Source organism: Streptomyces yokosukanensis (assembly GCF_001514035.1).
Taxonomy (GTDB): domain Bacteria; phylum Actinomycetota; class Actinomycetes; order Streptomycetales; family Streptomycetaceae; genus Streptomyces; species Streptomyces yokosukanensis.
Genome location: NZ_KQ948213.1, coordinates 338,391 through 363,790, shown reverse-complemented (window position 1 = coordinate 363,790; position 25,400 = coordinate 338,391). Strand labels below are relative to the sequence as shown.

26 protein-coding genes and 1 pseudogene are annotated in these 25,400 nt (G+C 71.2%); 6 read left to right on the top strand and 21 right to left on the bottom strand.

Annotation, left to right across the window (positions count from 1 at the left end):
• Positions 1-29: 29 nt before the first annotated feature.
• Positions 30-1,457: a hypothetical protein gene (locus AQI95_RS21625; RefSeq protein WP_067125954.1), complete on the bottom strand. Its 1,428-nt coding sequence runs from the start codon at positions 1,455-1,457 to the stop codon at positions 30-32.
• Between the two features lie 264 nt (positions 1,458-1,721).
• Between AQI95_RS21625 and AQI95_RS21620 the strand changes: the two genes are divergently transcribed.
• The gene (locus AQI95_RS21620; RefSeq protein ID WP_067125951.1) at positions 1,722-3,548 is read left to right on the top strand and encodes an endonuclease/exonuclease/phosphatase family protein; all 1,827 of its coding nucleotides are present in this window, start codon (positions 1,722-1,724) and stop codon (positions 3,546-3,548) included.
• A 12-nt stretch (positions 3,549-3,560) separates the two neighbouring features.
• Here the strand turns inward: AQI95_RS21620 and AQI95_RS21615 are convergent, their stop codons facing one another.
• The 5 genes from AQI95_RS21615 to AQI95_RS48025 all read right to left on the bottom strand — a co-directional run bounded on the left by AQI95_RS21615 (position 3,561) and on the right by AQI95_RS48025 (position 6,188).
• Positions 3,561-4,298 carry an SRPBCC family protein gene (locus AQI95_RS21615; protein WP_067125949.1) on the bottom strand — a complete coding sequence of 246 codons (738 nt, stop codon included), beginning with the start codon at positions 4,296-4,298 and terminating at the stop codon, positions 3,561-3,563.
• Between the two features lie 14 nt (positions 4,299-4,312).
• Complete coding sequence (locus AQI95_RS21610) at positions 4,313-4,966, bottom strand: ArsR/SmtB family transcription factor (protein WP_067125944.1); 654 nt, start codon at positions 4,964-4,966, stop codon at positions 4,313-4,315.
• A gap of 86 nt (positions 4,967-5,052) precedes the next feature.
• Positions 5,053-5,307, bottom strand: coding sequence for a hypothetical protein (locus AQI95_RS21605; protein WP_067125941.1), 255 nt, complete (start codon positions 5,305-5,307; stop codon positions 5,053-5,055).
• Positions 5,308-5,346: 39 nt separating this feature from the next.
• Positions 5,347-6,051: a hypothetical protein gene (locus AQI95_RS21600; RefSeq protein WP_067125938.1), complete on the bottom strand. Its 705-nt coding sequence runs from the start codon at positions 6,049-6,051 to the stop codon at positions 5,347-5,349.
• A complete protein-coding gene (locus tag AQI95_RS48025) occupies positions 6,048-6,188 on the bottom strand; it encodes a hypothetical protein (protein WP_167361955.1) in 141 nt (46 codons plus the stop codon). The genes AQI95_RS21600 and AQI95_RS48025 overlap by 4 nt, the downstream gene beginning before the upstream one ends.
• A gap of 167 nt (positions 6,189-6,355) precedes the next feature.
• On the opposite strand from AQI95_RS48025, the gene dapA reads away from it, so the two are divergent.
• Both dapA and AQI95_RS21590 read left to right on the top strand, forming a co-directional pair.
• Positions 6,356-7,258: a 4-hydroxy-tetrahydrodipicolinate synthase gene (gene dapA, locus AQI95_RS21595; protein ID WP_067125935.1), complete on the top strand. Its 903-nt coding sequence runs from the start codon at positions 6,356-6,358 to the stop codon at positions 7,256-7,258.
• Between the two features lie 66 nt (positions 7,259-7,324).
• Positions 7,325-7,831 carry an HAD domain-containing protein gene (locus AQI95_RS21590; protein WP_208614232.1) on the top strand — a complete coding sequence of 169 codons (507 nt, stop codon included), beginning with the start codon at positions 7,325-7,327 and terminating at the stop codon, positions 7,829-7,831.
• A gap of 249 nt (positions 7,832-8,080) precedes the next feature.
• Here AQI95_RS21590 and AQI95_RS21585 read toward each other — a convergent pair whose 3' ends face one another.
• From AQI95_RS21585 to AQI95_RS21575, 3 genes are all read right to left on the bottom strand, one after another.
• Positions 8,081-8,758, bottom strand: a complete 678-nt coding sequence (locus AQI95_RS21585; RefSeq protein WP_067125929.1) for an HNH endonuclease family protein — start codon at positions 8,756-8,758, stop codon at positions 8,081-8,083.
• 508 nt (positions 8,759-9,266) lie between these two features.
• Positions 9,267-10,094, bottom strand: coding sequence for an ABC transporter permease (locus AQI95_RS21580; RefSeq protein WP_067125926.1), 828 nt, complete (start codon positions 10,092-10,094; stop codon positions 9,267-9,269).
• Positions 10,091-11,011, bottom strand: coding sequence for an ATP-binding cassette domain-containing protein (locus AQI95_RS21575; RefSeq protein WP_208614231.1), 921 nt, complete (start codon positions 11,009-11,011; stop codon positions 10,091-10,093). The genes AQI95_RS21580 and AQI95_RS21575 overlap by 4 nt, the downstream gene beginning before the upstream one ends.
• A gap of 207 nt (positions 11,012-11,218) precedes the next feature.
• Here AQI95_RS21575 and AQI95_RS21570 point away from each other — a divergent pair, with 207 nt between their 5' ends.
• From AQI95_RS21570 to AQI95_RS46555, 3 genes and pseudogenes are all read left to right on the top strand, one after another.
• Complete coding sequence (locus tag AQI95_RS21570) at positions 11,219-12,394, top strand: sensor histidine kinase (protein WP_067125920.1); 1,176 nt, start codon at positions 11,219-11,221, stop codon at positions 12,392-12,394.
• The gene (locus AQI95_RS21565; protein ID WP_067125917.1) at positions 12,391-13,053 is read left to right on the top strand and encodes a response regulator; all 663 of its coding nucleotides are present in this window, start codon (positions 12,391-12,393) and stop codon (positions 13,051-13,053) included. Before AQI95_RS21570 ends, AQI95_RS21565 begins: the two co-directional genes overlap by 4 nt.
• Before the next feature lie 179 nt (positions 13,054-13,232).
• Positions 13,233-13,631, top strand: a pseudogene (locus tag AQI95_RS46555) (UTRA domain-containing protein); the annotation flags it as partial.
• Positions 13,632-13,807: 176 nt separating this feature from the next.
• On the opposite strand, the gene dapD reads toward AQI95_RS46555, so the two are convergent.
• The 12 genes from dapD to sufD form a co-directional block, all read right to left on the bottom strand.
• Positions 13,808-14,794: a 2,3,4,5-tetrahydropyridine-2,6-dicarboxylate N-succinyltransferase gene (dapD, locus tag AQI95_RS21555; RefSeq protein ID WP_067125914.1), complete on the bottom strand. Its 987-nt coding sequence runs from the start codon at positions 14,792-14,794 to the stop codon at positions 13,808-13,810.
• Positions 14,795-14,857: 63 nt separating this feature from the next.
• Positions 14,858-15,397 (bottom strand): TetR/AcrR family transcriptional regulator, encoded by a 540-nt coding sequence (locus AQI95_RS21550; RefSeq protein WP_067125911.1) that lies wholly within the window; start codon positions 15,395-15,397, stop codon positions 14,858-14,860.
• Positions 15,397-15,720 carry a DMT family transporter gene (locus AQI95_RS21545; RefSeq protein WP_067125908.1) on the bottom strand — a complete coding sequence of 108 codons (324 nt, stop codon included), beginning with the start codon at positions 15,718-15,720 and terminating at the stop codon, positions 15,397-15,399. Before AQI95_RS21545 ends, AQI95_RS21550 begins: the two co-directional genes overlap by 1 nt.
• 37 nt (positions 15,721-15,757) lie before the next feature.
• A complete protein-coding gene (locus tag AQI95_RS21540) occupies positions 15,758-16,456 on the bottom strand; it encodes a hypothetical protein (RefSeq protein WP_067125905.1) in 699 nt (232 codons plus the stop codon).
• 110 nt (positions 16,457-16,566) lie between these two features.
• Positions 16,567-19,158 (bottom strand): CHAT domain-containing protein, encoded by a 2,592-nt coding sequence (locus AQI95_RS21535; protein ID WP_067125902.1) that lies wholly within the window; start codon positions 19,156-19,158, stop codon positions 16,567-16,569.
• A 3-nt stretch (positions 19,159-19,161) separates the two neighbouring features.
• The gene (locus AQI95_RS21530) at positions 19,162-20,802 is read right to left on the bottom strand and encodes a tetratricopeptide repeat protein (protein WP_159056555.1); all 1,641 of its coding nucleotides are present in this window, start codon (positions 20,800-20,802) and stop codon (positions 19,162-19,164) included.
• A gap of 186 nt (positions 20,803-20,988) precedes the next feature.
• On the bottom strand, positions 20,989-21,321 hold the full coding sequence (locus AQI95_RS21525; RefSeq protein WP_067125896.1) for a metal-sulfur cluster assembly factor: 333 nt from the start codon (positions 21,319-21,321) through the stop codon (positions 20,989-20,991).
• Positions 21,318-21,785, bottom strand: coding sequence for a Fe-S cluster assembly sulfur transfer protein SufU (sufU, locus tag AQI95_RS21520; RefSeq protein ID WP_067125893.1), 468 nt, complete (start codon positions 21,783-21,785; stop codon positions 21,318-21,320). Before sufU ends, AQI95_RS21525 begins: the two co-directional genes overlap by 4 nt.
• 18 nt (positions 21,786-21,803) lie before the next feature.
• Positions 21,804-23,060, bottom strand: a complete 1,257-nt coding sequence (locus AQI95_RS21515; protein ID WP_067125890.1) for a cysteine desulfurase — start codon at positions 23,058-23,060, stop codon at positions 21,804-21,806.
• Positions 23,057-23,821 (bottom strand): Fe-S cluster assembly ATPase SufC, encoded by a 765-nt coding sequence (sufC, locus tag AQI95_RS21510; protein WP_067125887.1) that lies wholly within the window; start codon positions 23,819-23,821, stop codon positions 23,057-23,059. The genes AQI95_RS21515 and sufC overlap by 4 nt, the downstream gene beginning before the upstream one ends.
• 7 nt (positions 23,822-23,828) lie before the next feature.
• Complete coding sequence (locus tag AQI95_RS21505) at positions 23,829-24,164, bottom strand: non-heme iron oxygenase ferredoxin subunit (RefSeq protein WP_067125884.1); 336 nt, start codon at positions 24,162-24,164, stop codon at positions 23,829-23,831.
• Positions 24,161-25,345: a Fe-S cluster assembly protein SufD gene (gene sufD / locus AQI95_RS21500; RefSeq protein WP_067125881.1), complete on the bottom strand. Its 1,185-nt coding sequence runs from the start codon at positions 25,343-25,345 to the stop codon at positions 24,161-24,163. Before sufD ends, AQI95_RS21505 begins: the two co-directional genes overlap by 4 nt.
• Between the last annotated feature and the right edge of the window lie 55 nt (positions 25,346-25,400).

Sequence of the window (25,400 nt, the reverse complement as noted above, 5' to 3'; positions counted from 1 at the left end):
CACCGACCCATGGCCGACTCAAGAGATCGTCAACCGCCCTGCTGGGACCGGGCCTTGAAGGCGGCCTTCCGTGCCTCCTTCGCCACCTTCTTGTCCGGGTGCAGCCTCCCCATCGCCTCCAGCACGTCGGCGGTGGCCGGATGCTCCACCCGCCAGGCCGTCGAGAAGAACCCGCCGTGCTGCGCCGCCAGCCCCTCCACCAGCGCCTGGAGCTCCTCGGAGTTGCCCTCGGCGGCCAGTTGCGCGGCCACCGTGTCGATGGTCAGCCAGAACACCAGCTCCTCGGACGGCGCCGGCACCCCGGCCGCGCCCCGCTCGCTCAGCCACACGCGGGCCAGGCCGCCCAGTTCGGGATCGTCCAGCACCTCCCGCAGCGCCGGTTCGGCCTCCGCGCCGATCAGGGAGAGGGCCTGCTGGCAGCGCAGCCTGCGCAGCGGCGCTCCGGCGTCGGTGCCGCGCGCCGCGGCCAGCAACTCCCCGGCCGCGGGCGACGGTTCGCGCCGGGCGAGCCACTGCTCGGTCTCGGCCTGCGCCGCCGCCCGCCCGAACCGCGCCGTACCGTCGAGCAGCGCGTCCGCTCCCTTGTCGGCGAGTTCACCGACGGCGGGTGCCTCGAACCCGGCCTCCAGCAGTCGGGCGCGCAGTCCGTAGGCACCGAGCGGGGTGAGCCGGACCATGCCGTACCGGGATACGTCGGTGTCGTCCACCGGCACGGCGGGCTCGTCGTCGGCGTCGGCCATGAGGGCCTCGTCCACCGGCTGGTACACCACGAGCCCGACCGGCTCGAGCATCCTGAACTGGTCGTCGAGCCGCATCATCGCGTCGGAGACCTGCTCCAGGACGTCGTCGGTGGGCTCGCCCATGTCATCGGGGACGATCATGGAGGCGGCGAGGGCCGGCAGCGGGACCGGGCTCTCGCCGGGCCCGTCCTCACTCACGGTCAGCAGATAGAGGTTGCCGAGGACTCCGTCGAGGAAGTCGGCCTCGGCCTCCGGGTCCCAGTCGAGTGACGAGAAATCGATCTCGCCGCCGTCGTCCAGGGCGTCGACCAGGTCATCCAGATCGGGGACGCCCGCGTCGGCGACGACGGTCTCCAGCGCGGCGAGCCACACGGCGAGCACATCGGCCGGGGAGCCCCCGGTCAGCAGTTTCAGCTCCTCGCCCGGCCGGACGGTCCCGGCCTCCTCGTCCACGATCTCGACCAGGCCGGCGTCCACGGCGACCCGCCAGGCCTCGCCGGCGTACGCCGCCGCGTCGTCCCCACTCAGTCCGAGCAGTTCGGCGGCGGCCGGAAGCTGCTCCTCGATCAGCTCGCCGCCGGCGTCCACACGGGTGTCGGGTCCGGCCCAGCGGGCGAGGCGGGCGGCGCGGGAGAGCAACGGCGTGGACAGCGCGGCGCGTGCCAGCTCCGCTTCGGGGTGCAGCCGTACGGGCGGCAGGGGGGAGCTGTCTGGCATCGGCTGGTTCTCCTCGGACCGTGAACGGGCTCAGCCGCTCAGCCTAGACGGATTTCCACCCATGCCGCCCGGTTCATCTCGCTGTCGGCCGCCGTACATGGCCGAAACCTTGACAACTCCCGTACACAAGCTGGAGATTGACGCGCGTAGAAGTTGGGGGGACAACTGTTCACTCGGCTCTACGCGTGTCACGGAGGGCTACGAGCCCGCCACACTCCCGTTCCACCTCGTCCCGGCACTTTGTCATGTCCCTGGAGGGATCCCTTGCCGAGCAGGTCTTCCGCGCGTCTTGCCGCGCTCACCGTCGCCGCCGTCTGCTCCGCCGCGTCGGCCGTCGTCCTCACCTCGCCCGCACACGCCGACGCGGTGCGCATCCACGACATCCAGGGCACGACCCGGATCTCGCCGTTCGCCGGGCAGAAGGTGACGGACGTGCCCGGCATCGTCACGGCCACGCGTACGTACGGCTCCTCCAAGGGCTTCTGGATCCAGGACCCGAACCCGGACGGCGACCCGCGCACCAGTGAGGGCGTGTTCGTCTTCACCGGCTCCACGCCGAAGGTCGCGGTCGGCGACTCGGTGACGGTGACCGGCACGGTCTCCGAGTACGTCCCGGGCGGCGCCTCCTCCGGCAACCAGTCGCTGACGGAGATCACCAAGCCGACCATCACCACCGTCTCCACCGGCAACGCGGTCCCGGCGCCGGTCGTGATCGACGCGAAGTCGGTCCCGGACGAGTACGCCCCGGCCGGCGACACGGCCGCGAGCGGCTCGATCAACGCCCTGACCCTGGACCCGTCGACGTACGCCCTGGACCGCTACGAGTCCTTGGAGGGCATGAACGTCCAGGTCGCGAACGCCCGTGTGGTCACCGGCACCGACCCCTACAGCGAGCTGTGGGTCACGGTGAAGCCGAGTGAGCACCGGAGCCACCGCGGCGGCACGGTCTACGGCTCCTACGACTCCCAGAACACCGGCCGACTGCAGATACAGTCGCTGGGCTCCACCGCCGACTTCCCGAAGGCGAACGTCGGCGACACCCTGGAAGGCACCACCACCGGCCCGCTGGACTTCAACCAGTTCGGCGGCTACACCCTCGTCGCCGGCGAGCTGGGCACGCTGAAGAGCGGCGGGCTGCAGCGGGAGACCACGCGCAAGCAGTCGAACCGCGAGCTGGCGGTGGCGACCTACAACGTCGAGAACCTCGACCCGTCGGACAGCACGTTCGACAAGCACGCCGCCGCGATCGTGAACAACCTGCAGTCGCCGGACATCGTGTCCCTGGAGGAGATCCAGGACAACAACGGCGCCACGGACGACGGCACGGTCGACGCGAGCGCGACCGTGAACAAGCTGATCGACGCGATCGTCGCGGCAGGCGGCCCGAAGTACGACTGGCGCTCCATCAGCCCGGTCAACGACCAGGACGGCGGCGAGCCGGGCGGCAACATCCGCCAGGTGTTCCTGTTCAACCCCGAGCGGGTGTCCTTCGTGGACCGCCCGGGCGGCGACTCCACCACGGCGGTCGGCGTCACGCAGGTGCACGGCAAGGCCGAGCTGACGGCGTCCCCGGGCCGGATCGACCCGACGAACGCGGCCTGGAAGAACAGCCGCAAGCCGCTCGCCGGCGAGTTCGTCTTCCGCGGCAGGACCGTCTTCGTGATCGCCAACCACCTGATCTCCAAGGGCGGCGACCAGGGCCTGCCCTCGCAGTACCAGCCGCCGACGCGCAGCTCGGAGATCCAGCGCCACGCCCAGGCGACCGAGGTGAACGCGTTCGTCAAGGACATCCTGAAGGTCCAGAAGAACGCGGACGTCATCGCGCTCGGCGACATGAACGACTTCGAGTTCTCCGGCACCGCGAAGATCCTGGAAGGTGACGGCGAGCTGTGGTCGGCGATCAAGTCGCTGCCCAGGAGCGAGCGTTACACCTACGACTACCAGGGCAACGAGCAGGTCCTGGACCAGATCCTGATCAGCCCGGCGATCCGGCGCGGCTGCGACTTCGAGTACGACAGCGTGCACATCAACTCGGAGTTCAACGACCAGATCAGCGACCACGACCCGCAGGTGCTGCGCTTCCGCCCCTGAGCGGCACCGGTGTCAGGACTGGTTGAAAACCCCGTTCAGCCAGTCCTGCCAGGCGCTCTCGTTCGCCTCGGCATCGGCGTCCGGCGCGAAGTCGTGGATGCTGATGCCGAGCGGGGCGCCCCAGTGGCCGCGCCCGAAGAAGCGGATGAGGGCGCGGTCGGTGCGCAAGCCGATGAAGTACGGGGTCCGGTAGTCGAGTACGGCCGCCAGGGTCCGCCCGCCGGGGCCCCGCAGGGCGACCTTCGTACCGGCGGCGGCGTCGTCCGCCAGGCCGAGGGCGTGACCGGCGGCGGCGAGCGCCTGCCGGGTCGCCGAGGCCGCGGGCCCGTTCAGCTGGGCGAAGGCGACCGGGCGGGGCGCGAAGTGCGTGAGGTACTCGCACAGGGTGTGCAGATAGAAGTTGGTGTGCTTGCTCGCGCCGTCGTACTGGTTGTTCCAGTCATCGGTGAAGATGCCGCTGTGGACATAGCGCACCCAGGCGCGGCGGCCCTCGTCGCGGGGCTCGATGGTGTAGTCGAGCTGGTTGACCGACTGGACGGGCATGCCCACGTTCTCGCTGCGGTTGGTGTAGCGGTGCGGCGGGTCCCAGGCGGTGACGGTGGAGCCGAAGGGGCCGGAGCCGCCCACCCGGGGTTCCGGCGGGTCCATCGGCCAGAGGTAGGCGCCGGACGCGTGGACGACCGCGTCCCACACCTGCTCGGGCGGTACGTCGACCTCGAACTCGCGGACGATCTCGAATTCCTTGGACATGGCGGGGCTCCTGCTCACTGGTCCAGTGTCGGGGTGGGCCGGTCCTCGGCCACGGGGTCTTGGGCCACGGCGTCTTGGGCCACGGGCTCCTTGACCGTCGGGTGCAGGGCGACGACGATCCGGTGGTCGCGGCCGGCCTCGGCGTCGGGGGCGTCGTACTTGCGGATCAGCGCGCTCACGCCCGCCGTCAGCTCCTGCACGAAGGCCGCGCGGTCGGCGGCGGAGGCGAACCGCACCTGGCCGTCCAGCGCATAGGTCGCCAGCCGTTTGCGGGCCTTGGCGGCGCCGGTGATCAGCTCGCCGACGTCGCGCACCAGACGGGCGCCGAGCGCGAGCAGCCAGCGCGCGGAGAGCTGGTCGCGGAACCGGTCCGGATCCGGCTGCACGCCGGGCAGGGCGGCCGGCGAGATGACGTACGACGCGGCGGTCGCGCGCATCAGCCGCTCGGTGACATTGCCCTTGCGGCGCTCTCCTGCCAGCTCGATCAGGCCGTGCCGCTCCAGCGCCTTGAGGTGGTAGTTCACCTTCTGCCGAGGCAGTCCGACCTTGCCGGCCAGCATCGTCGCCGAGGCGGGTTCGGTGGCCAGCTCGGCGAGCAGCCGGGCCCGAATGGGGTCCAGCGACACGGCCGCGGCCTCGGGGTCCTCGATCACGGTCACGTCCAGCATGCACCCACCTTCTCACCGAAAACTTTTCTTGTCCAGAAGGGGTCAGTTGTCGGTGGGGAGTGCGGCGACGCCCCGACCGGGCAGGGTCAGCGACGACGCCGGCGGCGCAGCACACCCGCCGTGGCCCGGCCGGCCCGGCCGGCGCTCTCGCACAGCTGCACGGTCATGGCACCGGCCTTGTCCAGCAGGTCGGCGGCCCGCACCTGGACCCGGCCCGTCACCTCGGCCTCGCCGACCAACCGGGCGACGGTGCCGCCGAGCCGGCGTCCGCCGCGCCCCTTCCGCCACCGCGGCCCGTCGGGGCCCTCGGCGCCCGCGCCGTGCGGGATCCTGTGCGTCATCGAAACGCCCTTTCCCGAAGGGGGCGCGGGCTCGGGCGGTCAGCCCTGCCCCGCTCCCCCGGTCCCGCGTTCCCCGAGGCGGGCGAGTTGGCTCTGGAACCAGTCGAGTCGCGCCTGCAACAGGGCCGCCTCCGCGACGAGTTCGGGCACGCCGGGCTCGGTGGCGGCCGCCGCCTCGCCGGGCTCGGCCGAGGGGGATCCCGTACCGCCGCCCGGCGCCACCACTCGCAGCCCTTCTCCGGCCAGCCGGGCGAAGCCGGCGAGCGAGAGGGACGGACGGCCGTGCGCACAGCCGGCGCACGAGGGGGCGAGGGCCCGCCAGCCGGGCCTGCCCCAGCCGGCGTCGGCCAGCGCGACGGCGGTGCTGCCGCAGGCGCACGGGCCGACGGCGGCCGTGCGCACCCGCTGCCGGGCGTAGCGGAAGCCGCGCTCGAAGCGGATGTAGGCGCCGAGCACGGCGACCTCCAGCACGAGGGCCGTGCGGTGTTCGGCGGTGCACAGCATGGCCTCGGCGGCGGCGCGCTCATGGACGCAGTGGAAACCGCAGTCGCACAGGCGCGCGGGCGGGCGGTGCCGCCTGCCGTAGACGCAGGAGGCGTCGTCGAGCACGCCGTACGGCAGCGCGCCGCCGAGCGACACACCGGTGAACCCGGCCCGGGTGCCGTCCTGGGACAGCACCGGGTGGGCGATCTTGTATCCGGTCGGCGGCTCCGTCGGGCGTTCCGCGGGGAGCCGCAGTCTCATCGGGCGGCCGGGACCTCTTCGCGGGCCGGCTCGGCCGGTTCGACGCGAGCGGCCTCCTCCGGCAGCGGGGCCTGCTCCTCGCGGACGAGCGGCCGCTCCTCGGCGACTCCGGTGGCCAGTGCCTTGCCGAGCTTCATGGTGCCTCCCATGACGGACGTCGGTGACCCTGCGGCCATAGTGACCCATCAGGGGGCCAGTTGGACACAGCGCCGTCGACCGCCGCACAGACATATCAGCAATACTTACCAATACCTCTTAGGAGAATTAAGTAGAGCTTCATGGAGGCGGTGTCGAGACTACTCCCATGACGACCACACGCACCGCCGCCCGGCCCTTCGGCCGCACCCTCTGCGCGATGATCACGCCGTTCACCGAGGCGGGCGACCTCGATCCGGACGGCGCCCGCGAACTCGCCGAGCGGCTGGTCGCCGAGGGCTGCGACGGCCTGGTGCTGAACGGCACCACGGGCGAGTCGCCCACCACCTCGGACACCGAGAAGACCCAGCTGATCACGGCTGTCCGGGAGGCGGTCGGCGACCGGGCGTCCCTGGTCGCGGGCGTGGGCACGGCCGACACCCGGCACACCGTCGAGCTGGCCCGCGCGGCCGGAGCGGCGGGCGCCGACGGTGTGCTGGTGGTGACGCCCTACTACAGCAGGCCGCCGCAGGAGGCGGTGGAGGCGCACTTCCGCGAGGTCGCCGACGCGAGCGACCTGCCCGTGATGCTCTACGACATCCCCGGCCGCACCGGCACCCGGATCGAGCCGGAGACGATGATCCGGCTCGCCGCGCATCCGCGGATCGTGGCCGTCAAGGACTGCTCCTACGATCTCCTCGGCACCCAGAAGGTGCTGGCGCGCACGGACCTGGCGTACTACGCGGGCTGCGACGAGCACGTCCTCGCGCTGTACGCGATCGGCGCGGCCGGCTGTGTGAGCACGGTCGCGAACGCCGCCCCCGGCCACATCGCCGCGATCCTCGACGCCTTCGACACCGGCGACACCGCCCGGGCGACCGAACTCCAGCTGCGGGCCACGCCGTTGATCGAGGCGATGATGGGCGCGGGCCTGCCGGGCACGGTCACCGCCAAGGCCCTTCTCGCCCGGCTCGGTCTGCCCGCGGGCCCGGTGCGCGCACCGCTGCTGCCCGCCGGCCAAGAGCCGGCCGACGGGCTGCTGGCGTCGTACGAGGAACTGGTCGCGGCCTGAGCCGGCGGTCGGCGAGGGCGGGCGGCGGCAGCCGGCCGGTCCGCATGCCTGCCGTACGGTGTCCCCGTGACCCGTCCCCTGCTGTTCCTGGACGTCGACGGCCCCCTCAATCCGTACGCGGCCCAGCGGGAACGTCGGCCCGAGGGCTATACGACGATCCGGGTGCCCCTGGACGCCCGGCGCTCGCTGCGGGTCTGGCTGAACCCGGAGCACGGCCCGGCGCTGCTCCGGCTCGGCTTCGAGCTGGTCTGGGCGACGAGCTGGATGGAGGAGGCCAACATCTGGATCGCGCCGGTCGTCGGCCTGCCCCCGGACCTGCCGTACGTCGACTTCGGCAACGGCCTGTTCGCGATGCGCCCGGACGGCGTGCACTGGAAGACGGAGGCGATCGTGGCGTACGCCGAGGGCCGCCCGTTCGCCTGGGTGGACGACGAGCAGAGCCCCGCGGACACCCTCTACGTCAGGGCCCGCCATCCCGGCCCCGCCCTGCTCCACCACGTCGATCCGCGCCTCGGCCTGGGCGCGGGCGACTTCGCGGCACTGCGGGAGTTCGCGCACACCGCACCCGGATGACGGCAGGCGCCCGGCACCGTGCGGTGCGGGGCGCCTGCCGTCGGGTGCGAGGCGTCAGTCGTGGCTGTAGCGGGTCGGGCCGTTCTCGTCGCCGGAGTGCTGCCGGCCGAGCAGGACCTGGTTGTTGCAGTTCGGATCCTGCCAAGTGAGCCCGGCCAGAGGCCTCGGAGTGTTCCGGGGCCTCTGGCGTCTCAGGGGTGCTGAGAAGCGCCTCCTGTTGCCTCCTGTTGCTGAGGCGAGGCTGCAGCTTTATGGAACGGGCTGATAGGTCACGGTCGTGCCGGGGCACGCCTCTGCGAGTTGTTTGAGTGCTTCGAGTTCGACGGCGTCTGCGGTGAGTCCCCAGCGGAGTTTGGTTCCGGTCCATTCCGAGACGTACCGACACGTGGCTTCGACAGCCGGAGGCAGCCACTCGGCCGGGTCCTGGTCGGCCTTGCTGCGGTTCGCGGCTGCTGATACGGCGACGAGGGAGGTCGGGACGTCGAGATCATTGGCGTAGGCCTCGCGCCGCGCCGCCGTCCACTGCGACGCCCCGGAGTCCCAGGCTTCGGCCAGCGGCACCATGTGGTCGACGTCCAAGGCGCCGGCCGGGGTGATCCACTTGGAGTCGTAGTACGACCACCAACGCCCTCCGGACAGCTTGCAGCCCGGGAGGACCTGGGGAGGGTCGACCGCCTCGGAGAGGAGTACCTCGGCTCGGGTGTTGCAACCATCGGTCGGGTTCCGGCCCGCGTTCCAGTGCTTGAAGCTCGTGCGCTTGTAGCCGTCGCGCACCTCCGCGGCGACCGGGAGTGCCCGGACCGCCGCTGCCAAGGGGACGGTGAACACCGGGGTGGAACGGTCCTGCGCTTGAGCTGGAGTGGGTGCCACGAGGGACACGACGAGGAGTGCGACCGCAACGGCGGCCCGCCTGAAGCTCTTGATCACGTCAAGCAGAGTTGACCGCAAGTACCTCGCTCGAGTGGTCTGACTCGAATGAATGAGCCATATGGATGTCTCAGTTCACCGGACAGGTGTGCAAACAGTCATCCAATGAGGAATGGCGTCGCTGGTAGGACGACGGCGACGGCAGCGCTCCGCACAGTGCGCAGCCCGTCTCAGTTCCCTTCTCATTCAGCACCGTTCACGGCCGTTCAGAGCAGGCCGACAGCCGAGCCCGCCTCACCGGTCAACCCGCCAATAGACGCAGCTTTCGAAGGGTGTCCCTGAGCCGACGCCGCCCGGCAGCTGTTCGAGTCGCTCCCCCTGCCATGGAGACGGTGGGGGCCACCGCTCTCTTGTTCCTTCGTCGGCGGCGCATGCCTCGCATCACCCAACTGCCGCCTGACAAGACTCCGATGATGGCGAGTCACCCGATCGTCTCGCTCAACGCACCCTGGTCGATTGCGTCCCAGGGCTGCGACGAGCTACCAGGACCTCGCCTCCGGAGGCACACTCACACGTCGCGGCGCCTCACGACGAGAACGGCGAGTGCGATCGCGATCAGCGGCCAGAGCGTGTACACGATCCAGGAGCCGGGGACCGTGGCGGTGTAGCCCAGGGATCCGGGCTCCGGCTCCCAGGTCTGGATCAGGCGGTTCCAAGCGGCCGACACCAGCGCGTGTTTGATGTCCGCCGACCAGCGGCTGCCCTCCGAGAACATGGGGGGCAGCATCACCAGGGTGAAGACGCTGGTGACCATGGTCGCGGCGGCATGCCGGAGCAGAACGCCGAGGCCCAGACCGACCAGGGCGCAGACCGGAGCCAGCAACGCGGATGCGACCAGCGCCCGGAACACCCCGGGGTGGGTGATCGGAACACCGGCAAGGCGCCCGGCCAGGATGGCCTGGGAGACCAGGAAGGAACCGGTGGAAGCGGCCGTGCCGACCGCGGTCCACAGTGCGGCGATGACGGCCGCCTTGGCCAGCACGACCGAGCCGCGGGCCGGGACGGCCACGGTGGTGGTGCGGATCAGCCCGCTGTTGTACTCGCTCACCACGGTGAGGGCGCCCACGGTGCCGGCGACGAGGATCAGCGTCCAGTAGCCGGCTGGCGGATAGGCGTCATGGGGCCGGAAAAGATCATCGGGGCCGGAGGGCGCGGCCTTGTCCGCCTGCGTGGCCACGACGGTGGACCCGATGACGAACAGGAGGGTGAGTGCGATCGTCCACGGTGTGGACCGCAGGGACCGCATCTTGATCCACTCGGAGGCGATCAGGTCGCGGAAGCGGGCGGGAGGAGCGGTGACGGGAGTGGTCCGGAGCGCGGAGGTGAGCGTGGTCATCGGGGCTGTCCTGCCTGGTATTCGGTGCTGTCGGCGGTAAGTTCCATGAAGGCCACCTCCAGCGAGGCGGTACGGGTGGTCAGCTCGTTCAGCCGGATCCCGTTCTCGAAGGCGAGCGCTCCGATCCGGTCGGCCGGGATCCCGGTCACGGCGAGCTTCTCGGCGCCCGCCGAGCCCTCCGGCTCGACCGAGGCGCCCGCCGCCGTCAGCACGGCTGCGAGCTCGGCGGCTCGCGGTGTCCCCACCATGACGCTGCTGCGGGTACCGCGGGCCGCGAAGTCCCGTACCGACTCGGCGGCGATGAGGCGGCCCCGGCCGATGACGACCAGCTGGTCGGCGGTGTTCTCCATCTCCGACATCAGGTGACTGGAGAGGAAGACGGTGCGTCCCTCGGCGGCCAGGCGCCGGAAGAGCCGGCGTACCCAGCGGACGCCCTCCGGGTCCATGCCGTTGATGGGCTCGTCGAACATGAGCACAGGCGGGTCGCCGAGCAAGGCGGTGGCGATGCCCAGTCGCTGCTTCATACCGAGGGAGAATCCGCCGATGCGGCGGTCCGCCACCTCGGTCAGCCCCACCTCCTGAAGTACCTCGTCCACCCGGCGCCGCGGGATGCCGTTGCTGCGGGCCAGAGCGGACAGGTGGGCCGCGGCGCTGCGGCCGCCGTGGACCTGTCCGGCTTCGAGGAGGGCGCCGACGTGACGCAGTCCGCGCGGGTGGCGGTGGAAGGGGACGCCGCTGACGGTGGCGGCGCCGGTGGTGGGCGCGTCCAGGCCGAGGATCATCCGCAGGGTGGTGGACTTGCCGGCTCCGTTGGGGCCGAGGAATCCGGTGACCTGGCCCGGCCGGACGGTGAAGGACAGATGGTCGACGGCCCTTTTGCTGCCGTAGCACTTGGTGAGTTCGCTGACTTCGATCACGGCCCCCACACTGCCGAGAGGAGCCCCGTCAGGGCATGCGGCCGTGGGCGGCAATCGTGCGGCCGAGTTGGCCCGTGGGCGTACGTCCCCGGGCTGATGCCGCGCTGGTGGTGCCCCGGTTAGTCTCGCGGCGTGAACCATGACGACCATTTCGTTGCCTGCGCGCGTTGCGCACCGTGACTTTGTTCCTGGGAGGGCGCACCGCTGATGACGAGAACGAAGGCCGTGGCTTGGGCGGGGGGTGCTTCCTATCTCCTCGTCGTGGGTCTGCTGGTGGGGGCCGCACCGCGGGCGTCGGGTACGGTCCACGGTGTCGGGGCGCTGCTGGCTGTGAGCCTGCTCGCCGGTGTGGTGCGACGGATGCCGCTGCTGGCTCTGGCCATGGCACTCTTCGGATCCACTGCCGTGGTGGTGGGCCCTCCGAGTTCCGCCCATGAGAGCCGGGCGGCGTCATATCAGGGCCAGTTCCTGTCGTATCTGGCGGCGGATCTCGTGCTCGGTTTCATCGTCGCCACTTGCGCACGGCGCGCTTCGACTGTTGCTGTGGCCGTGTCTTTCACGGTGCAACTCCTGGTGATCGGCGGCTTTGCGCACGGGGACAGTCTGGCCGTCAACGGGGTGATCGCCCTCCTGGCGTTGGCCGCATCCTGCATGGCCGGTCTGCTGAGCCGCGAGCGTCGAGAGCACGCGGTGGCGCTGCGGGCACAGGAGGTGGCCGAGGCGGTGACCGCCGAACGGCTGCGGATCGCACGGGAGTTGCACGACATGGTCGCGCACAGCATCGGCATCATCGCGATCCAGGCAGGTATGGGCAGCCGGGTCATCCAGACCCAGCCGACGGAGGCACGCGAGGCTCTGCGCGCCATTGAGACCACCAGCAGAGAGACCCTGTCGGGCCTTCGGCGCACGCTGGTGTCACTCCGTCAGGCCGACCGGGGCGCGACCTCCTCGGAGCAGTCACCGCTCGCACCCTCGCCAGGGCTGGCGGACGTCGAACAACTGGCGGCAGCGACCGCGGGCGCAGGGGTACGCGTCGACGTACGACGCAGCGGGGAGCAGCGTCCCGTGCCGGCCGACATCGGCCTTTCCGCCTATCGCATCGTGCAGGAGGCGCTGACCAACGTGGTCCGGCACGCGGGCACCGGGCGTTGCCGGGTGGCCATCGAGTACGGAGACGAGGAGCTGTCCGTGGAGGTCGTCGACGACGGGCGCGGCGCCTCCGAGCACGACTCGGACCACGGCTTCGGCCTCATCGGGATGCGGGAACGAGTCGGTCTGCTGGGCGGCCGGCTCAGCGCCGGGCCGCGCCCTGAGGGCGGCTTCCGGGTGGCGGCCCGGCTGCCGCTGCCCGCACCCGTCGGAGTTCCGGTGGAGGCCCGATGACCGTTCGTGTGGTGCTCGCCGACGACCAGCCGTTGGTTCGGTCCGGTCTACGTGTGATCTTGGCCGATTACCCCGATCTGGAGGTCGTCGGTGAAGCCGCCACTGGCGCTGAGGCCGTCCAACTGGTCAGGGAGGCCAGCCCCGACGTCGTGGTCATGGACATCCGGATGCCCGGTATGGACGGGATCGAGGCCACCCGTCTGATCACGGCCGGTTCGTCAACCACACGCGTCCTCGTCCTGACCACCTTCGACGAGGACGACCATGTCTACGGCGCGCTCCGGGCCGGCGCGAGCGGCTTCGTGGTCAAGGACATGGCGCTGGACGACATCCTCGCGGCGATCCGCGTGGTCGCCGCCGGCGACGCACTGATCGCGCCGGGTGTGACGCGCCGTCTGATCGCGGACTTCATCGGGCGGCCCGCGGCTGTCCCGGAGAGCTCCCCACGGCCGGTCGAGGGCATCACCGAGCGGGAACGCGAAGTGCTGACCCTGGTCGGCCGCGGCCGGTCCAACACCGAGATCGCCGAGGACCTCTTCATCACGGTGGCCACCGCCAAGTCGCACGTCTCACGGCTGCTCACCAAACTGGGCGCCCGGGACCGGGTCCAGCTCGTCATCACTGCCTATGAGATGGGGCTCGTCACCCTTCCTCGCTGATGGTGTCCCCGGCCCCCGCGGTGAAGCCGGACATACCCGGTCGCTCGCGTCTCGGTTCCGAGCCGCCGAAGGAGCAGCCCTTGCCAGGCCGGCCTGCGGCTGTAAACAGGACTAGCCGGTCCCAGGCCGGCTCACTCCTCGCCGTCGTCGTCATCGTCGAGGTTGACGGCGTCCGGGCCGCGGAGGGGCCGCAGCCCGCCAACCGGCTGGGAGGCGGTGAAGCTGCAGCAGCCCAGTTCCTGGCCGACGGCAGGCCCGTGCAGCTGTCCACGAGCTGGGAGCCGTACGACCTCACCGCCGGCAGACTCGTCGTCCTCCCCGAGGGAGGGCCGCACGCCGGGGCGGGCGTCGTGAACCGCACGGCCGCGATCGGCGTCACCGTCAGCCACGCCGTGGCGCAGCCCGAGCCGCGGCAGGCGACCGCCGAGGAGGCGTCGATACTCGGCATTCAGAAGGCCGCGCTCGTCACCCACATCCGGCAGACGTACCACAGCGACCAGGCGCGGCCCGTGGAGACGGCGGACATCGTGGTGCCCGCCGCCCACTGCGAGATCGTCTACGAGATCCCGATCAACCGCTGGCCGCTGCTCACAGCCCGACTCCTAATGCGGTGCTCATGCACGAGCGCCCTCCCGGGCCGTCCCGGGGCCGTGGAAGGGCGCTCAACGATGACCAACGTCGACAACTGCCGACAACTCGGCAGCAGGTCAGGACGTTGATCGAGTAGGCAGCCGCAGGTCACGGCCGCCGGTGGTCAGTTGTGGCTGTGCAGGATGTCGTTCAGGCCGCCCCAGACCGCGTTGTTCGGGCGGGCCTCGACCTTTCCGGTGACCGAGTTGCGGCGGAAGAGGATGTGGGAGGCGCCGTTCAGCTCGCGGGCCTTGACGATCTGGCCGTCGGGCATGGTGACCCGGGTGCCCGCGGTGATGTACAGGCCGGCCTCGACCACGCACTCGTCGCCGAGGGCGATGCCGACGCCCGCCTCGGCGCCGATCAGGCAGCGCTCGCCGATGGAGATGATCACGTTGCCGCCGCCGGACAGGGTGCCCATGGTGGACGCGCCGCCGCCGATGTCGGAGCCGTTGCCGACCACGACTCCCGCGGAGATGCGGCCCTCGACCATCGATGTGCCGAGCGTGCCGGCGTTGAAGTTGACGAAGCCCTCGTGCATGACCGTGGTGCCCTCGGCGAGGTGCGCGCCGAGGCGGACCCGGTCGGCGTCGGCGATACGCACGCCCTTGGGGGCGACGTAGTCCGTCATCCGCGGGAACTTGTCGATCGAGGTGACCTGCAGATGCAGGCCCTCGGCGCGGGCGTTCAGCCGCACCTTCTCGATGTCGTCCACGGCGACCGGACCGAGCGAGGTCCAGGCGACGTTGGCGAGGAGGCCGAAGACGCCGTCCAGGCTCTGGCCGTGCGGCTTGACCAGGCGGTGGGAGAGGAGGTGCAGGCGCAGGTAGGCGTCGTGCGCGTCGATGGGCTTCTCGTCCAGCGAGGCGATGACCGTGCGGACCGCGACCACCTCGACGCCCCGGCGGGCGTCCGGGCCGACCGCCTTGGCCGCGCCCTCGCCCAGCAGCTCGGCCGCCTGCTCGGCGGTCAGCCGCTCGGTGCCGGCGGGGCCCGGCTCCTCGACCAGCTCGGGAGCCGGGAACCAGGTGTCGAGAACGGTGCCGTCGGAGGCGAGGGTGGCGAGGCCGGCGGCGACGGCGCCGGTGGTACGGGAAGCAGAGTCGGTCATGCGGGCAAACCTAACGCGGGCGGGGCGGTCAGGGCGAACCGCGTCTCACGTGCCGGGCGACGTTCAGGGGATCAGCCGAGCCAGTGCGGCGCGGGCGTGCTCCTCGTCGTACGAACCGCCCGTCAGCAGCACCTGCAGGCAGATCCCGTCCATCAGCGCGAGCAGCGCGCGGGCGGTGACCGGGTCGGTGCGACGGGCCAGCAGCGCCGCCGCGTCCTCGGTCCACTCGGCGGCGACGGGACGCAGCGCGGGGCGGCGCAGCGCCGCCAGGTACAGCTCGTACTCCAGCTCCACGCCGGTGCGGTCGCCGCCCAGCCACTGCCCCAGCGCACCGGCCAGATCCGCGGCGAGGTCGCCCCGGCCCCGCCCCTGCTCCGGCAGCCGCTCGGCCAGCACCCCGGCGAAGTTCTCGTTCGCCTGCCTCAGCGCGGCCACCATCAGCTCTTCCAGGGTGGCGAAGTGATACGTGGTGGAGCCGAGCGGGACGTCGGCCTCGGCGGCGACCGAACGATGTGTCAGACCCGCGATGCCGTCCCGGCCGACCACGCGGATCGCGGCGTCGATGAGGCGCCGGCGCCGGTCGGGGTCGTAGCGGCGGGGCATCAGTGGCTCGCCCCGCCCAGGTTCAGCACGACCACTCCCCCGACGATCAGCAGGATCCCGCCGACCTTGGCGGCGCTCAGTCCTTCCCCGAACAGCAGCAGGCCGAGGACGGCGATGGCCGCGGTGCCCACCCCGGACCAGATCGCGTACGCCGTGCCGATCTGGACGGTCTTCAGCGTGTGGGCGAGCAGGGCGAAGGAGACGAGGTAGCCCAAGGTCGTCACGAGCGAGGGCCAGAGCCGGGTGAAGCCCTCGCTGTACTTCATCGCCGTCGTCGCGGCGACCTCGGCGGCTATGGCGCCGGCGAGTGTCAGGTATCCCATGTGTACGAGCGTACACAACGCGCAGGTGCGGTCCGCTTCACCCCGCCCCGCCGGGGGCCGGGACCAGCTGGACCGTCGTCTCCAGGCCCCCCTTCTTCCGTACGGGCACGAGGTTCTTCAGTCCGGGCATGCGCAGCCTGGCCCGGACCGAGAAGGAGCCCACGACGGGCGCGTCGGCGGGCGCGCTCACCAGCAGCCGCAGTTCCCGGTTGGTGTGCAGATAGCTGTCGTCCTTGGCCATGAAGTCCCAGTAGGCCTTGCGGAACCCGGTGCCGGAGGCCGTCACGGTCGGGAAGTGGACGGTCCGTCTCCTGACCAGCTCCGGCCGGGCCTCGACGTCGACGGCCGAGAGCACGGTGGCGAACTTCAGCCCCGCACCGAGCCGCGCCTCCACCTCGACGGCGGTCTCCTCCACCTCGCTCGGGACCATGTCCTGGACGACCGCTCCCGGCGTCGCCGTCAGATCGACCACCAGACGTGACCACACGAAGCGGCACTCGGGGTGCGCGTGGACGACGAGCATCAGACCGATGTCGTACACCGCGTCGCCCTGCCCCGGACCGGCAGCCGCGTCGGGGGCACGCTCGGGAGCCCGGATCGCGATGCCGATCCGGTTCTCGTGGCCGAACAGCCTCAGGGCCTGTTCACCGGAGACGGTGTACGCGGACCGGTCGGCTTCCTCCTCGTCCACTTCGAGGGCGAATGCGTCGACCAGGGTGAAGTCGTCGTCGTGCACGAGCAGTTGTTCCCCTCTTGTCGGCTCATGTCAGTTCTCGTCAGTTCTCGTCAGTTCTTGTCGCTTCTTGCGAATGCCCGCCGCTTGCCACCACTCGCCACCGCTCGCCGTCAGAGCCATGAGCCGGCCAGTGCGAAGGCGGCCCAGCGGTCGAAGCGGTCGCTGTCCTCGCGGAGCGCGAGTGCGGCCGCACGCAGGGCGTGGGCCTTGGAAGCGGTGCCGTCGAGCGCGGAGTAGAACGCGGTCATCAGGCGGTACGCGGCACTGTCCGGGACCTTCCACAGACTGACCACGACCGAGTGGGCGCCCGCGAACAGCAGGGCGCGCAGCAGCCCCATGGGGTCCTCGGCGCCGTCGGCCGTGTAGACACCGCTCTCACAGGCCGAGAGGGTCACGAGGTCCGGGCCCGACGCCCGGACCCCGAGGATCTCCCGGGCGCTCAGCAGCCGGTCGGCCATCCGTACGCCCGAGGCCAGCGGGTCGTCGGCGGTGAAGGCCGCATGGGCCGCGACATGGACGGTCCCGTCCGTGGCCAGCGCTTCGAGCAGGGCGCCGGCCGTGGCCCGCGCCCCGATGCGCGGCAGCACTCCCCAGCGCTGCGCCAGCTCGGCCGCCTCGCGCCGGGCACCGGCCAGGTCACCGGTGGGGTCGCCGAAGACCGCGTACGACCGTGCGGTGCGGCGGCGCTCGACCAGGCGCCGCGAGCGCAGCAGCGACGCGCTCGGGCTGAGCACCAGCGGGTTGCGGGCCAGCAGTACGTCCTGGCCCAGCCGTGCCGCACCGAGCGGCACGTTGTGCACCGGTCCCGCCGGGCAGAGCACGACCGTGTCCCCCGGTTCGCAGAGATCGGCGAAGGGGGCCACGACGCCCGCCAGCTCGTGCTGGAACAGATCCTCCATGTCCGTCGCCAGCTCCCGGACCCGCGCGGCCGAACCGAAGTTGGCCGCGGCGAACCGGGCCAGCCGCGTGCGGTCGACCCGTGCCGTGGCGACGCGGACATGGGGGTCGTCACCGGCCACGGCGAGGAAGGCGAGCCGCGCGTCGTCGAGGAAGAGCATGTTCACCGCGACCACCCGGCCGCCCGGACCCGGCGGGGCCGTGCGCAGCAGCGCGGCGACCTCGGCGTGCGAGGTGGGGCGGGCCTGCCGGGTCGCCACGTACTCGGCGGCGTCCGGCGACCGCGCGGCCATGGCCCGCCAGACGTCCGCCAGTTCCTGTTCGACGGCCCGGTGGGCCGACCAGAATCCGCTGTCGCGGCGCGGTGCGGCGCGCAGCGCCCGGCGTCGCTCCAGCAGCTCCGTCTCGCGCGCGGCCAGCTCTGCGGGGACGCCGCCCGGCGGGGTCAGCGCCGCGTCACCGACCATGTCCAGGAAGGTGCGCGCACGGAGCGTCTCGACCGTCTGCCAGGCGGCGTCCGCGTGCTGCGGCGCGTGCGTCGTCCCGGCCAGGGCCAGCTGCGCGCGGGCCAGCGTCACGAGCGCCTGGCCGCGCTGTTCCTGGACCGCGAGCCGGGACGTCTCGTCGACGGCCCCGGCGCGGACCTCCTCGGCGATGCCGGTCGCCACCCGGAGCAGCTCGCACAGGTCGGTGAGGTGCCCGCGCTCCTGAAGGATCTCGGCCGCCTCCAGCAGGATCGGCCACGCGTCGGCCGGCGCCGCGACCCGCAGCCGGCGGCCGTCCGCGGTGGTCCAGCTGTGCGGATCGCCCGGCCCGGCGGGCAGACAGCAGTGCTCCAGGGCCAGCAGCAGGTGGGCCATGGGGTCGCCGAGACCGGGGTGACGGCGCAGGACGCGTGCGGCGGAGACCTCGACCCACGCGAGCCGGTTCCGTTTGGGCGCCGTCTCGTCCGCGAGCACGGCCCGCGCCCTGTCGAGGGTGGCGAGGGCGGTGCGTGGCGTGCCGAGCCTGCCGTACGCCTCGGCCAGGTACCGGTAGGCGTTGCTCCTGATGTCGGCGACCTGCATCTGGGTCTCGGCGCTCTCGGCGAGGTCGACGGCCTGCTGGAAGTGGCGCAGCGCGATGTCCGGACGGTCGCCGTCCAGGTGGAACCTGCCCCGGAGGATCAGTTCCTCGATCTCGCCGTAGGCGCTCGGGTCGTCCCTGCGGTGCGCGATGGCGAGGTCGCGGTAGCGCCGTGCGCCCTCCTCGTCCCCGATCTGCACGGCCAGCTCGGCCAGTTGCGCGTAGAGGTCGTCGCGGAAGTCCCCGCCCGTCCCCAGGATCCGCTCGGCGGCCGGTCGTTCGGTGATCCCCAGCCGGTCGCGGACCTCCTCCTCGGCCAGGAAGTGCCGCTCGGCATCGCGGAGCAGGCTGTACGCGTGCTCGACGGCCCCGCGCATGGCCTCCACCCGGGCGAGCCCCGTGAGGGCGACGGCGATGTGATGGTCCCGGCCGTAGCCCAGACGGCTCTGCCGCGGATCGAAGGACGCGGGCAGCGTCCGGGTCAGCCGCAGATGGGTCTCGGCCCAGAACGCCGCCTGCCCGAGGTCGTGGTCCCGGTCGCGGTAGCCGATGGACAGGGCCTGCGCGGCGATGACGACCGGCTCCCGCAAGTCCGGTGCGGTGCCGGCCAGCCAGGGCTCCCAGGACGCCGTGTCATGGGCGAGATTGCGCTGGAAGAAGCCCGAGAGGTTCACATCCTCGCGGACCTTGGACAGCAGCAGGTCGCCGTAGGAGCCGGGGTGCCGGGGCGGCGTGGTCATCGGTCACCGGCTCCGTCGCTCCAGGTGGGCCAGTGCCGCGCGGGCGCCGCCGTACTCGGGGTCGAGGGCGAGGGCCTGCTCGTAGCACTCCTTCGCGCGCCGGCGGTCGTCGCGCCCCTTCAGCAGCGCGTCGCCGAGGAACCGGTACGCCTGGGGTGTCGGCCTGATGGCGATGGACTCGGTGAAGTGGGCGGCGGCCGCGTGGAAGTCGCCGAGCATGTAGTACGCGTCGCCGAGGCCGAGATGGGCGTATTCCAGGTTCGGATCGGCGGCGAGCGCCTGTTGGTACGCGGAGACGGCCTCGCGATAGCTGCGCCGGGCGAACAGGCCCTCGGCTCGGGCCAGATGCTCCTCGGCCGTCGATCGAGGACGCGCGTCAGGCCGCAGCAGGGCCATGACCTGGGGGTACAGCTCCGGTTCCTTCCGGGCGATGTCGGCGAGGAGCCGCGCCCCCTCCTCCCGGGGGAGCCCGCGGACCATCGCCGCCCTCAGCTGCGCGGCGATCGCGTTCTGGCCCTGTCCGGCGAGGCTCGGGTCGATGGTCAATGTGCCGTCCTCGAAACGGACCTGCGGTACGGGGCCCGCCGACCCCGCGATCTGGGACGGCGGCGGCATCGCCGACTCCGGCAGGTCTCCGCCGAGTGCGCGCAGTTCGGCTGTCCAGGCGGACGCGTCCGGATCCTGTGTGGTGATGCACAGCATCGCGAGCAACTGGACCAGTTCGAGGTGTTCCGGTCCCGGCCGGTCGCCGACGCGGGCGACGAGCACGGCCTTCGCCTCTCCCCAACGGCCCACATCGGTGAGGGACTTGGCGAGCCGGGAGGTGGTTCCGGGCCGGCGGTCGCCGTGTGCGATCAGGTCGCGCAGCAGGTGGATGCGCGGCTCGGGCTCGTGGACCTCGCCCAGCAGGTGCACCATGCTGTCCAGTTCCTCGGTCGAGTCGGCCGGCAGGCCGCGCAGCGACTGGATCCAGCGTGCGAGGAGCGCCACCCGCTCGGGCCGGTCCAGCGCGGCGACCATGGCGCTTCTCAGCGTGTGGAGGTCGTCCCCGGTGACGGCGGGCATCCCGGCGGGCGGGGCGCCTCCCGCCATGAGGTCACGGGTGACCTGGAGCACCAGCAGGAACTGGCGGACCCCCGGCGCCACCCGGTCCGAGCAGTCCCGGTCGGCCGCCGCCAGTGCGCCGAACGCCTCGGTGAGGCCGCGGGCGGACCGGTCGCTCTTCGGCTCCAGCCTGCTCGCCTCGGCGGCCAGCGCCGACAGGCGTTCGGGTACCGGCCTGCCGAGGTCGCGGTAGGCGAGCCGGGCCAGCTCGAAGTGGCGCGCGCCCTCGCCCAGGGACCGCTGGGCGTAGCCCACGAGGAAGTGTCCAGCAGCCTGCGCCTCGGTGCTCAGGTACCCGAAGGCGGCCAGCACTTCGCCCAGTTCCCCGACGTCCCGTCGATCGTCGAGGGCGTCGGTACGGGCCCGCTCGACGAGACGGGGCAGATGCCTCGACAACTCCGGTCCACGGGCCTTGACATGGGCGGCAAGCCCTCCCGACGCCGCGGCCGCGAGCGCCTCCCGGATCGCCCGCTCGGCCGACTCGCTCCGGTCGGACGGTCCCGGCGGCAACAGGCGCGCCCACTCCCTGCCGATCTGCACGAACAGCACTGTCTTCCCCCGTCGTCGAGACAAGTGGCCGTTGAGAAGCGTGACTTCACTCTACGGTTCAGGGTGCCTGGTGGGGCGGGGACGACGGGATACGCGAAACGGCCGTACCGCGGACGGTACGGCCGTTTCCCCACGTGCCGCCGGCATGGCCGCCGCCGTGGGATCGGACAGTGGATCTCAGACGTTGAACCCGAGCGCCCGAAGCTGCTCGCGGCCGTCGTCCGTGATCTTGTCGGGGCCCCACGGGGGCATCCAGACCCAGTTGATGCGCAGTTCGCTCACGAGGCCGTCCGTGGCGGACTTGGCCTGGTCCTCGATGACGTCGGTCAGCGGGCAGGCCGCCGACGTCAGGGTCATGTCGATCGTCGCGATGTTCGCGTCGTCGATGTGGATGCCGTAGATCAGGCCGAGGTTGACGACGTCGATGCCCAGTTCGGGGTCGACGACGTCGTACAGCGCCTCGCGCAGTTCCTCTTCCGAGGCCGGCTTCATCTCGACGGTGTCGCTCATGCGGTCTTCCTTTCGGCTTCGGCGCCACCCAGCGCCTGGGCCGTCGCGTCCTTCCACGCCATCCAGCTCAGGAGGGCGCACTTGACCCGCGCGGGGTACTTGGAGACACCGGCGAACGCGACCGCGTCCTCCAGGATGTCCTCCATCGCGTCGTCCGGCTCGATCCGGCCCTTGGACTGCATCAGCTCCAGGAAGGCCTCCTGGATCTTCTGCGCGTCGGCCAGGTCCTTGCCGACCAGCAGCTCGTTGAGGACCGACGCGCTCGCCTGGCTGATCGAGCAGCCCTGGCCCTCGTACGAGACGTCGGCGATCTTCGTGCCGTCGTACTTCACGCGGAGGGTGATCTCGTCGCCGCACGTCGGGTTCACGTGGTGCACCTCGGCGTCGCCATCCCTCAGACCACGCCCGTGCGGGTTCTTGTAGTGGTCCAGGATGACTTCCTGGTACATGGAGTCCAGCTTCACGGTTTCAGCTCACGCCTCTCAGCCGAAGAAGTTCCGTACGTGCTCCAGGCCGTCGACCAGTGCGTCGATCTCGGCCGGCGTGGAGTACAGATAGAACGACGCTCGCGTGGTCGCAGGAATTCCGTAACGGAGGCAGACGGGCCGCGCGCAGTGGTGGCCGACGCGGACCGCGATGCCCTGCTCGTCGAGGACCTGGCCCACGTCGTGCGGGTGGATGTCGCCCAGCGTGAAGGAGATCGCGGCGCCCCGGTCCTCGGCCGTGGTCGGGCCGATGATCCTCAGGTCCGGGACCTCGGCCAGGCGCTGCACCGCGTACTCCGTCAGCGCGTGCTCGTGGGCGAGGATCTTGTCCATGCCGATCGAGTTGAGGTAGTCGATCGCCGCGCCCAGGCCGACCGCCTGCGCGATCGGGGGCGTGCCCGCCTCGAACTTGTGCGGCGCCGGGGCGTACGTCGACGAGTGCATCGAGACGGTCTCGATCATCTCGCCGCCGCCCAGGAACGGGGGCAGGTCCTCCAGCAGCTCCTGGCGGCCCCACAGGACGCCGATGCCGGTCGGGCCGCACATCTTGTGGCCGGTGAAGGCCACGAAGTCGGCCTGGAGGGCCTGCACGTCCAGCGGCATGTGCGGGGCGGCCTGGGACGCGTCGATGCAGACCAGCGCGCCGACCTCCTGCGCACGGCGCACGATGGCCTCGACCGGGTTGACCGTGCCCAGGATGTTCGACACCAGCACGAAGGAGACGATCTTCGTCTTCTCGGTGATGATCTCGTCGATGTTGGACAGGTCCAGACGGCCGTCGTCGGTGAGGCCGAACCACTTCAGCTTCGCGCCCGTGCGCTGCGCGAGCAGCTGCCACGGCACGATGTTGGAGTGGTGCTCCATCTCCGTGATGACGATCTCGGTCTCGTGGTCCACCCGGTAGGGCTCGTCGGCCCAGCCGAGCATGTTCGCCACGAGGTTCAGCGACTCGGAGGCGTTCTTGGTGAAGATCACCTCGTCGCGGCTCGGCGCGTTGACGAACTCGGCGATCTTGTCGCGCGCGCCCTCGTACAGCGCCGTGGCCTCCTCGGCGAGCACATGCACACCGCGGTGGACATTGGCGTTGTAGCGCTCGTAGTACTCGCTCAGGGCGTCCAGCACCTGGCGCGGCTTCTGCGAGGTCGCCGCGTTGTCCAGGTACACGAGCTTCTTACCGTCGTGGACCTGGCGGTCCAGGATGGGGAAGTCCTTGCGGATCGCCTCGGTGTCGAGGAGGCCCGGCAGCTGTGTCACGCGGATGCGCCACCCTTCGTGTAGGCCTCGTAGCCCTCGTCCTCCAGCTTGTCGGCGAGCTCGGCGCCGCCGGACTCGACGATGCGGCCGCCGGAGAAAACGTGGACGTAGTCGGGCTTGATGTAGCGCAGGATGCGCGTGTAGTGGGTGATCAGCAGGGTGCCGACCTCGCCGGTCTCGCGGACGCGGTTGACGCCCTCGGAGACGATGCGAAGGGCGTCGACGTCGAGGCCGGAGTCGGTCTCGTCGAGGATCGCGATCTTCGGCCTGAGCAGTTCGAGCTGGAGGATCTCGTGGCGCTTCTTCTCACCGCCGGAGAAGCCCTCGTTCACGTTGCGCTCGGCGAAGGAGGGGTCCATGGAGAGGCGCTCCATGGTCTCCTTGACCTCCTTCACCCAGGTGCGCAGCTTGGGGGCCTCGCCGCGGATCGCGGTGGCGGAGGTGCGCAGGAAGTTGGAGACCGAGACGCCGGGGACCTCGACCGGGTACTGCATCGCCAGGAACAGGCCCGCGCGGGCGCGCTCGTCGACGGACATCTCCAGGACGTCCTCGCCGTCGAGGGTGACGGTGCCGCTGGTGATCGTGTACTTGGGGTGACCCGCGAGCGAGTAGGCGAGCGTGGACTTGCCGGAGCCGTTGGGGCCCATGATGGCGTGCGTCTCGCCCTGCTTCACGGTGAGGTCGACGCCCTTGAGGATCTCCTTCGTGGCGTTGTCGGCCTCGACGGTGACGTGCAGGTCTCGGATTTCAAGCGTTGCCATGGATGCCTCAGGACTCCTGGGTGAGGGAGACGAGCACGTCGTCCCCTTCGATCTTTACGGGGTATACGGGGACGGGGCGCGTGGCCGGGAGGCCGGACGGCTTGCCGGTGCGCAGGTCGAAGGCGGAGCCGTGCAGCCAGCACTCGATCTGGCAGTCCTCCACCTCGCCCTCGGAGAGGGAGACGTTCGCGTGGGAGCAGATGTCGTAGATCGCGAAGACCTCGCCCTCGGTCTTCACGACCGAGACCGGCGTGCCGTCGAGTTCGACCCGCTTCGGGGTGTCCTCCGCCAGCTCGCTCAGCCCGCAGGCCCGAACGAAACGGGCACGGTCGAAGGTGGTCATGCGACCGACGCCTCCAGCTCCTCCTCGATCTTGGCGAGCAGGCGCTCCTCGATGTCGGCGACACCGATCTGCTGGACCAGTTCGGCGAAGAAGCCGCGGACCACCAGCCGGCGGGCCTCGTGCTCCGGGATGCCGCGGGCCATCAGGTAGAAGAGCTGCTCGTCGTCGAAGCGGCCGGTGGCGGAGGCGTGACCGGCGCCGACGATCTCGCCGGTCTCGATCTCCAGGTTCGGCACCGAGTCGACGCGCGCGCCGTCCGTGAGGACGAGGTTGCGGTTCATCTCATAGGTGTCCGTGCCCTCGGCCGAGGCCTCGATGAGCACGTCGCCGATCCAGACCGCGTGCGCGCTCTCGCCCTGCAGTGCGCCCTTGTACATGACGTTGGACCTGCAGTGCGGGGTGTTGTGGTCGACGAGGAGACGGTGCTCCTGGTGCTGGCCGGAGTCGGTGAAGTACAGACCGAACAGCTCGGCCTCGCCGCCGGTGCCGGCGTAGGCGACGCGCGGATGCAGGCGTACCAGGTCGCCGCCGAAGGTGACCACGAACGACTTGAACGTGGCGTCCCGGCCGATCAGCGCGTTGTGCTGGCCGACGTGGACCGCCTTGTCGTCCCAGTCCTGGACGGAGACGACGGTCAGCTTGGCGCCGTCGCCCAGGACGTAGTCGACGTTGGCGGCGAGGACGGCGTCACCGGTGTGGTCGATGACGACGACGGCCTCGGCGAAGGCTCCCAGCTCGACGACCTGGTGGCCGTAGGCGACCCCGCCCTCGCCGTGCACGGCGATGCGGATCGGCTCGGTGAGCACCGTCTCCTTGGGGACGGTGACCACACCGGCCTTCTCGAAGGCCGAGTACGCCTGAGCGGCGACACGGTCCACCGGGGTGCCCGCCCTGCCGAGCCGCGCGTCGTCGCGGCCGACGGTCTCGACGGTGACTCCCTCGGGGGCCTGTACGTCGACCTTCACGCCCTCGCCGGTGGCGGTCGCGGTGCCGTCGTGCAGCCCGCGCAGGCGCTCCAGCGGGGTGAACCGCCACTCCTCCTCGCGGCCGTGCGGGACCGGGAAGTCCGCGACGTCGAAGGACGGGGGCGCGCTCATGCGCGTCGCGACGGTCGACTCGGCGGCCACCGCGATCTGGCCGGCGGTGGTGGAGCCCACCGGAATGTTCTGAGCCTCAGCCATGGCTGTCGGTCTGCTCGCTTTCTTGCGTAAGGGCTTGATGGGAACGACGGCGGGG

What these genes read in the sequence shown, in the direction of transcription:
- dapA (WP_067125935.1), top strand. Translation starts at nt 6,356, where the DNA reads ATGACGACCACACGCACCGCCGCCCGGCCCTTCGGCCGCACCCTCTGC.
- AQI95_RS48025 (WP_167361955.1), bottom strand. Translation starts at nt 6,188, where the DNA reads ATGAAGCTCGGCAAGGCACTGGCCACCGGAGTCGCCGAGGAGCGGCCG.
- AQI95_RS21605 (WP_067125941.1), bottom strand. Translation starts at nt 5,307, where the DNA reads ATGACGCACAGGATCCCGCACGGCGCGGGCGCCGAGGGCCCCGACGGG.
- sufD (WP_067125881.1), bottom strand. Translation starts at nt 25,345, where the DNA reads ATGGCTGAGGCTCAGAACATTCCGGTGGGCTCCACCACCGCCGGCCAG.
- AQI95_RS21565 (WP_067125917.1), top strand. Translation starts at nt 12,391, where the DNA reads ATGACCGTTCGTGTGGTGCTCGCCGACGACCAGCCGTTGGTTCGGTCC.
- AQI95_RS21550 (WP_067125911.1), bottom strand. Translation starts at nt 15,397, where the DNA reads ATGCCCCGCCGCTACGACCCCGACCGGCGCCGGCGCCTCATCGACGCC.
- AQI95_RS21535 (WP_067125902.1), bottom strand. Translation starts at nt 19,158, where the DNA reads ATGACCACGCCGCCCCGGCACCCCGGCTCCTACGGCGACCTGCTGCTG.
- AQI95_RS21625 (WP_067125954.1), bottom strand. Translation starts at nt 1,457, where the DNA reads ATGCCAGACAGCTCCCCCCTGCCGCCCGTACGGCTGCACCCCGAAGCG.
- AQI95_RS21600 (WP_067125938.1), bottom strand. Translation starts at nt 6,051, where the DNA reads ATGAGACTGCGGCTCCCCGCGGAACGCCCGACGGAGCCGCCGACCGGA.
- AQI95_RS21570 (WP_067125920.1), top strand. Translation starts at nt 11,219, where the DNA reads ATGACGAGAACGAAGGCCGTGGCTTGGGCGGGGGGTGCTTCCTATCTC.
- AQI95_RS21525 (WP_067125896.1), bottom strand. Translation starts at nt 21,321, where the DNA reads ATGAGCGACACCGTCGAGATGAAGCCGGCCTCGGAAGAGGAACTGCGC.
- sufC (WP_067125887.1), bottom strand. Translation starts at nt 23,821, where the DNA reads ATGGCAACGCTTGAAATCCGAGACCTGCACGTCACCGTCGAGGCCGAC.
- AQI95_RS21505 (WP_067125884.1), bottom strand. Translation starts at nt 24,164, where the DNA reads ATGACCACCTTCGACCGTGCCCGTTTCGTTCGGGCCTGCGGGCTGAGC.
- AQI95_RS21545 (WP_067125908.1), bottom strand. Translation starts at nt 15,720, where the DNA reads ATGGGATACCTGACACTCGCCGGCGCCATAGCCGCCGAGGTCGCCGCG.
- AQI95_RS21580 (WP_067125926.1), bottom strand. Translation starts at nt 10,094, where the DNA reads ATGACCACGCTCACCTCCGCGCTCCGGACCACTCCCGTCACCGCTCCT.
- AQI95_RS21610 (WP_067125944.1), bottom strand. Translation starts at nt 4,966, where the DNA reads ATGCTGGACGTGACCGTGATCGAGGACCCCGAGGCCGCGGCCGTGTCG.
- dapD (WP_067125914.1), bottom strand. Translation starts at nt 14,794, where the DNA reads ATGACCGACTCTGCTTCCCGTACCACCGGCGCCGTCGCCGCCGGCCTC.
- AQI95_RS21615 (WP_067125949.1), bottom strand. Translation starts at nt 4,298, where the DNA reads ATGTCCAAGGAATTCGAGATCGTCCGCGAGTTCGAGGTCGACGTACCG.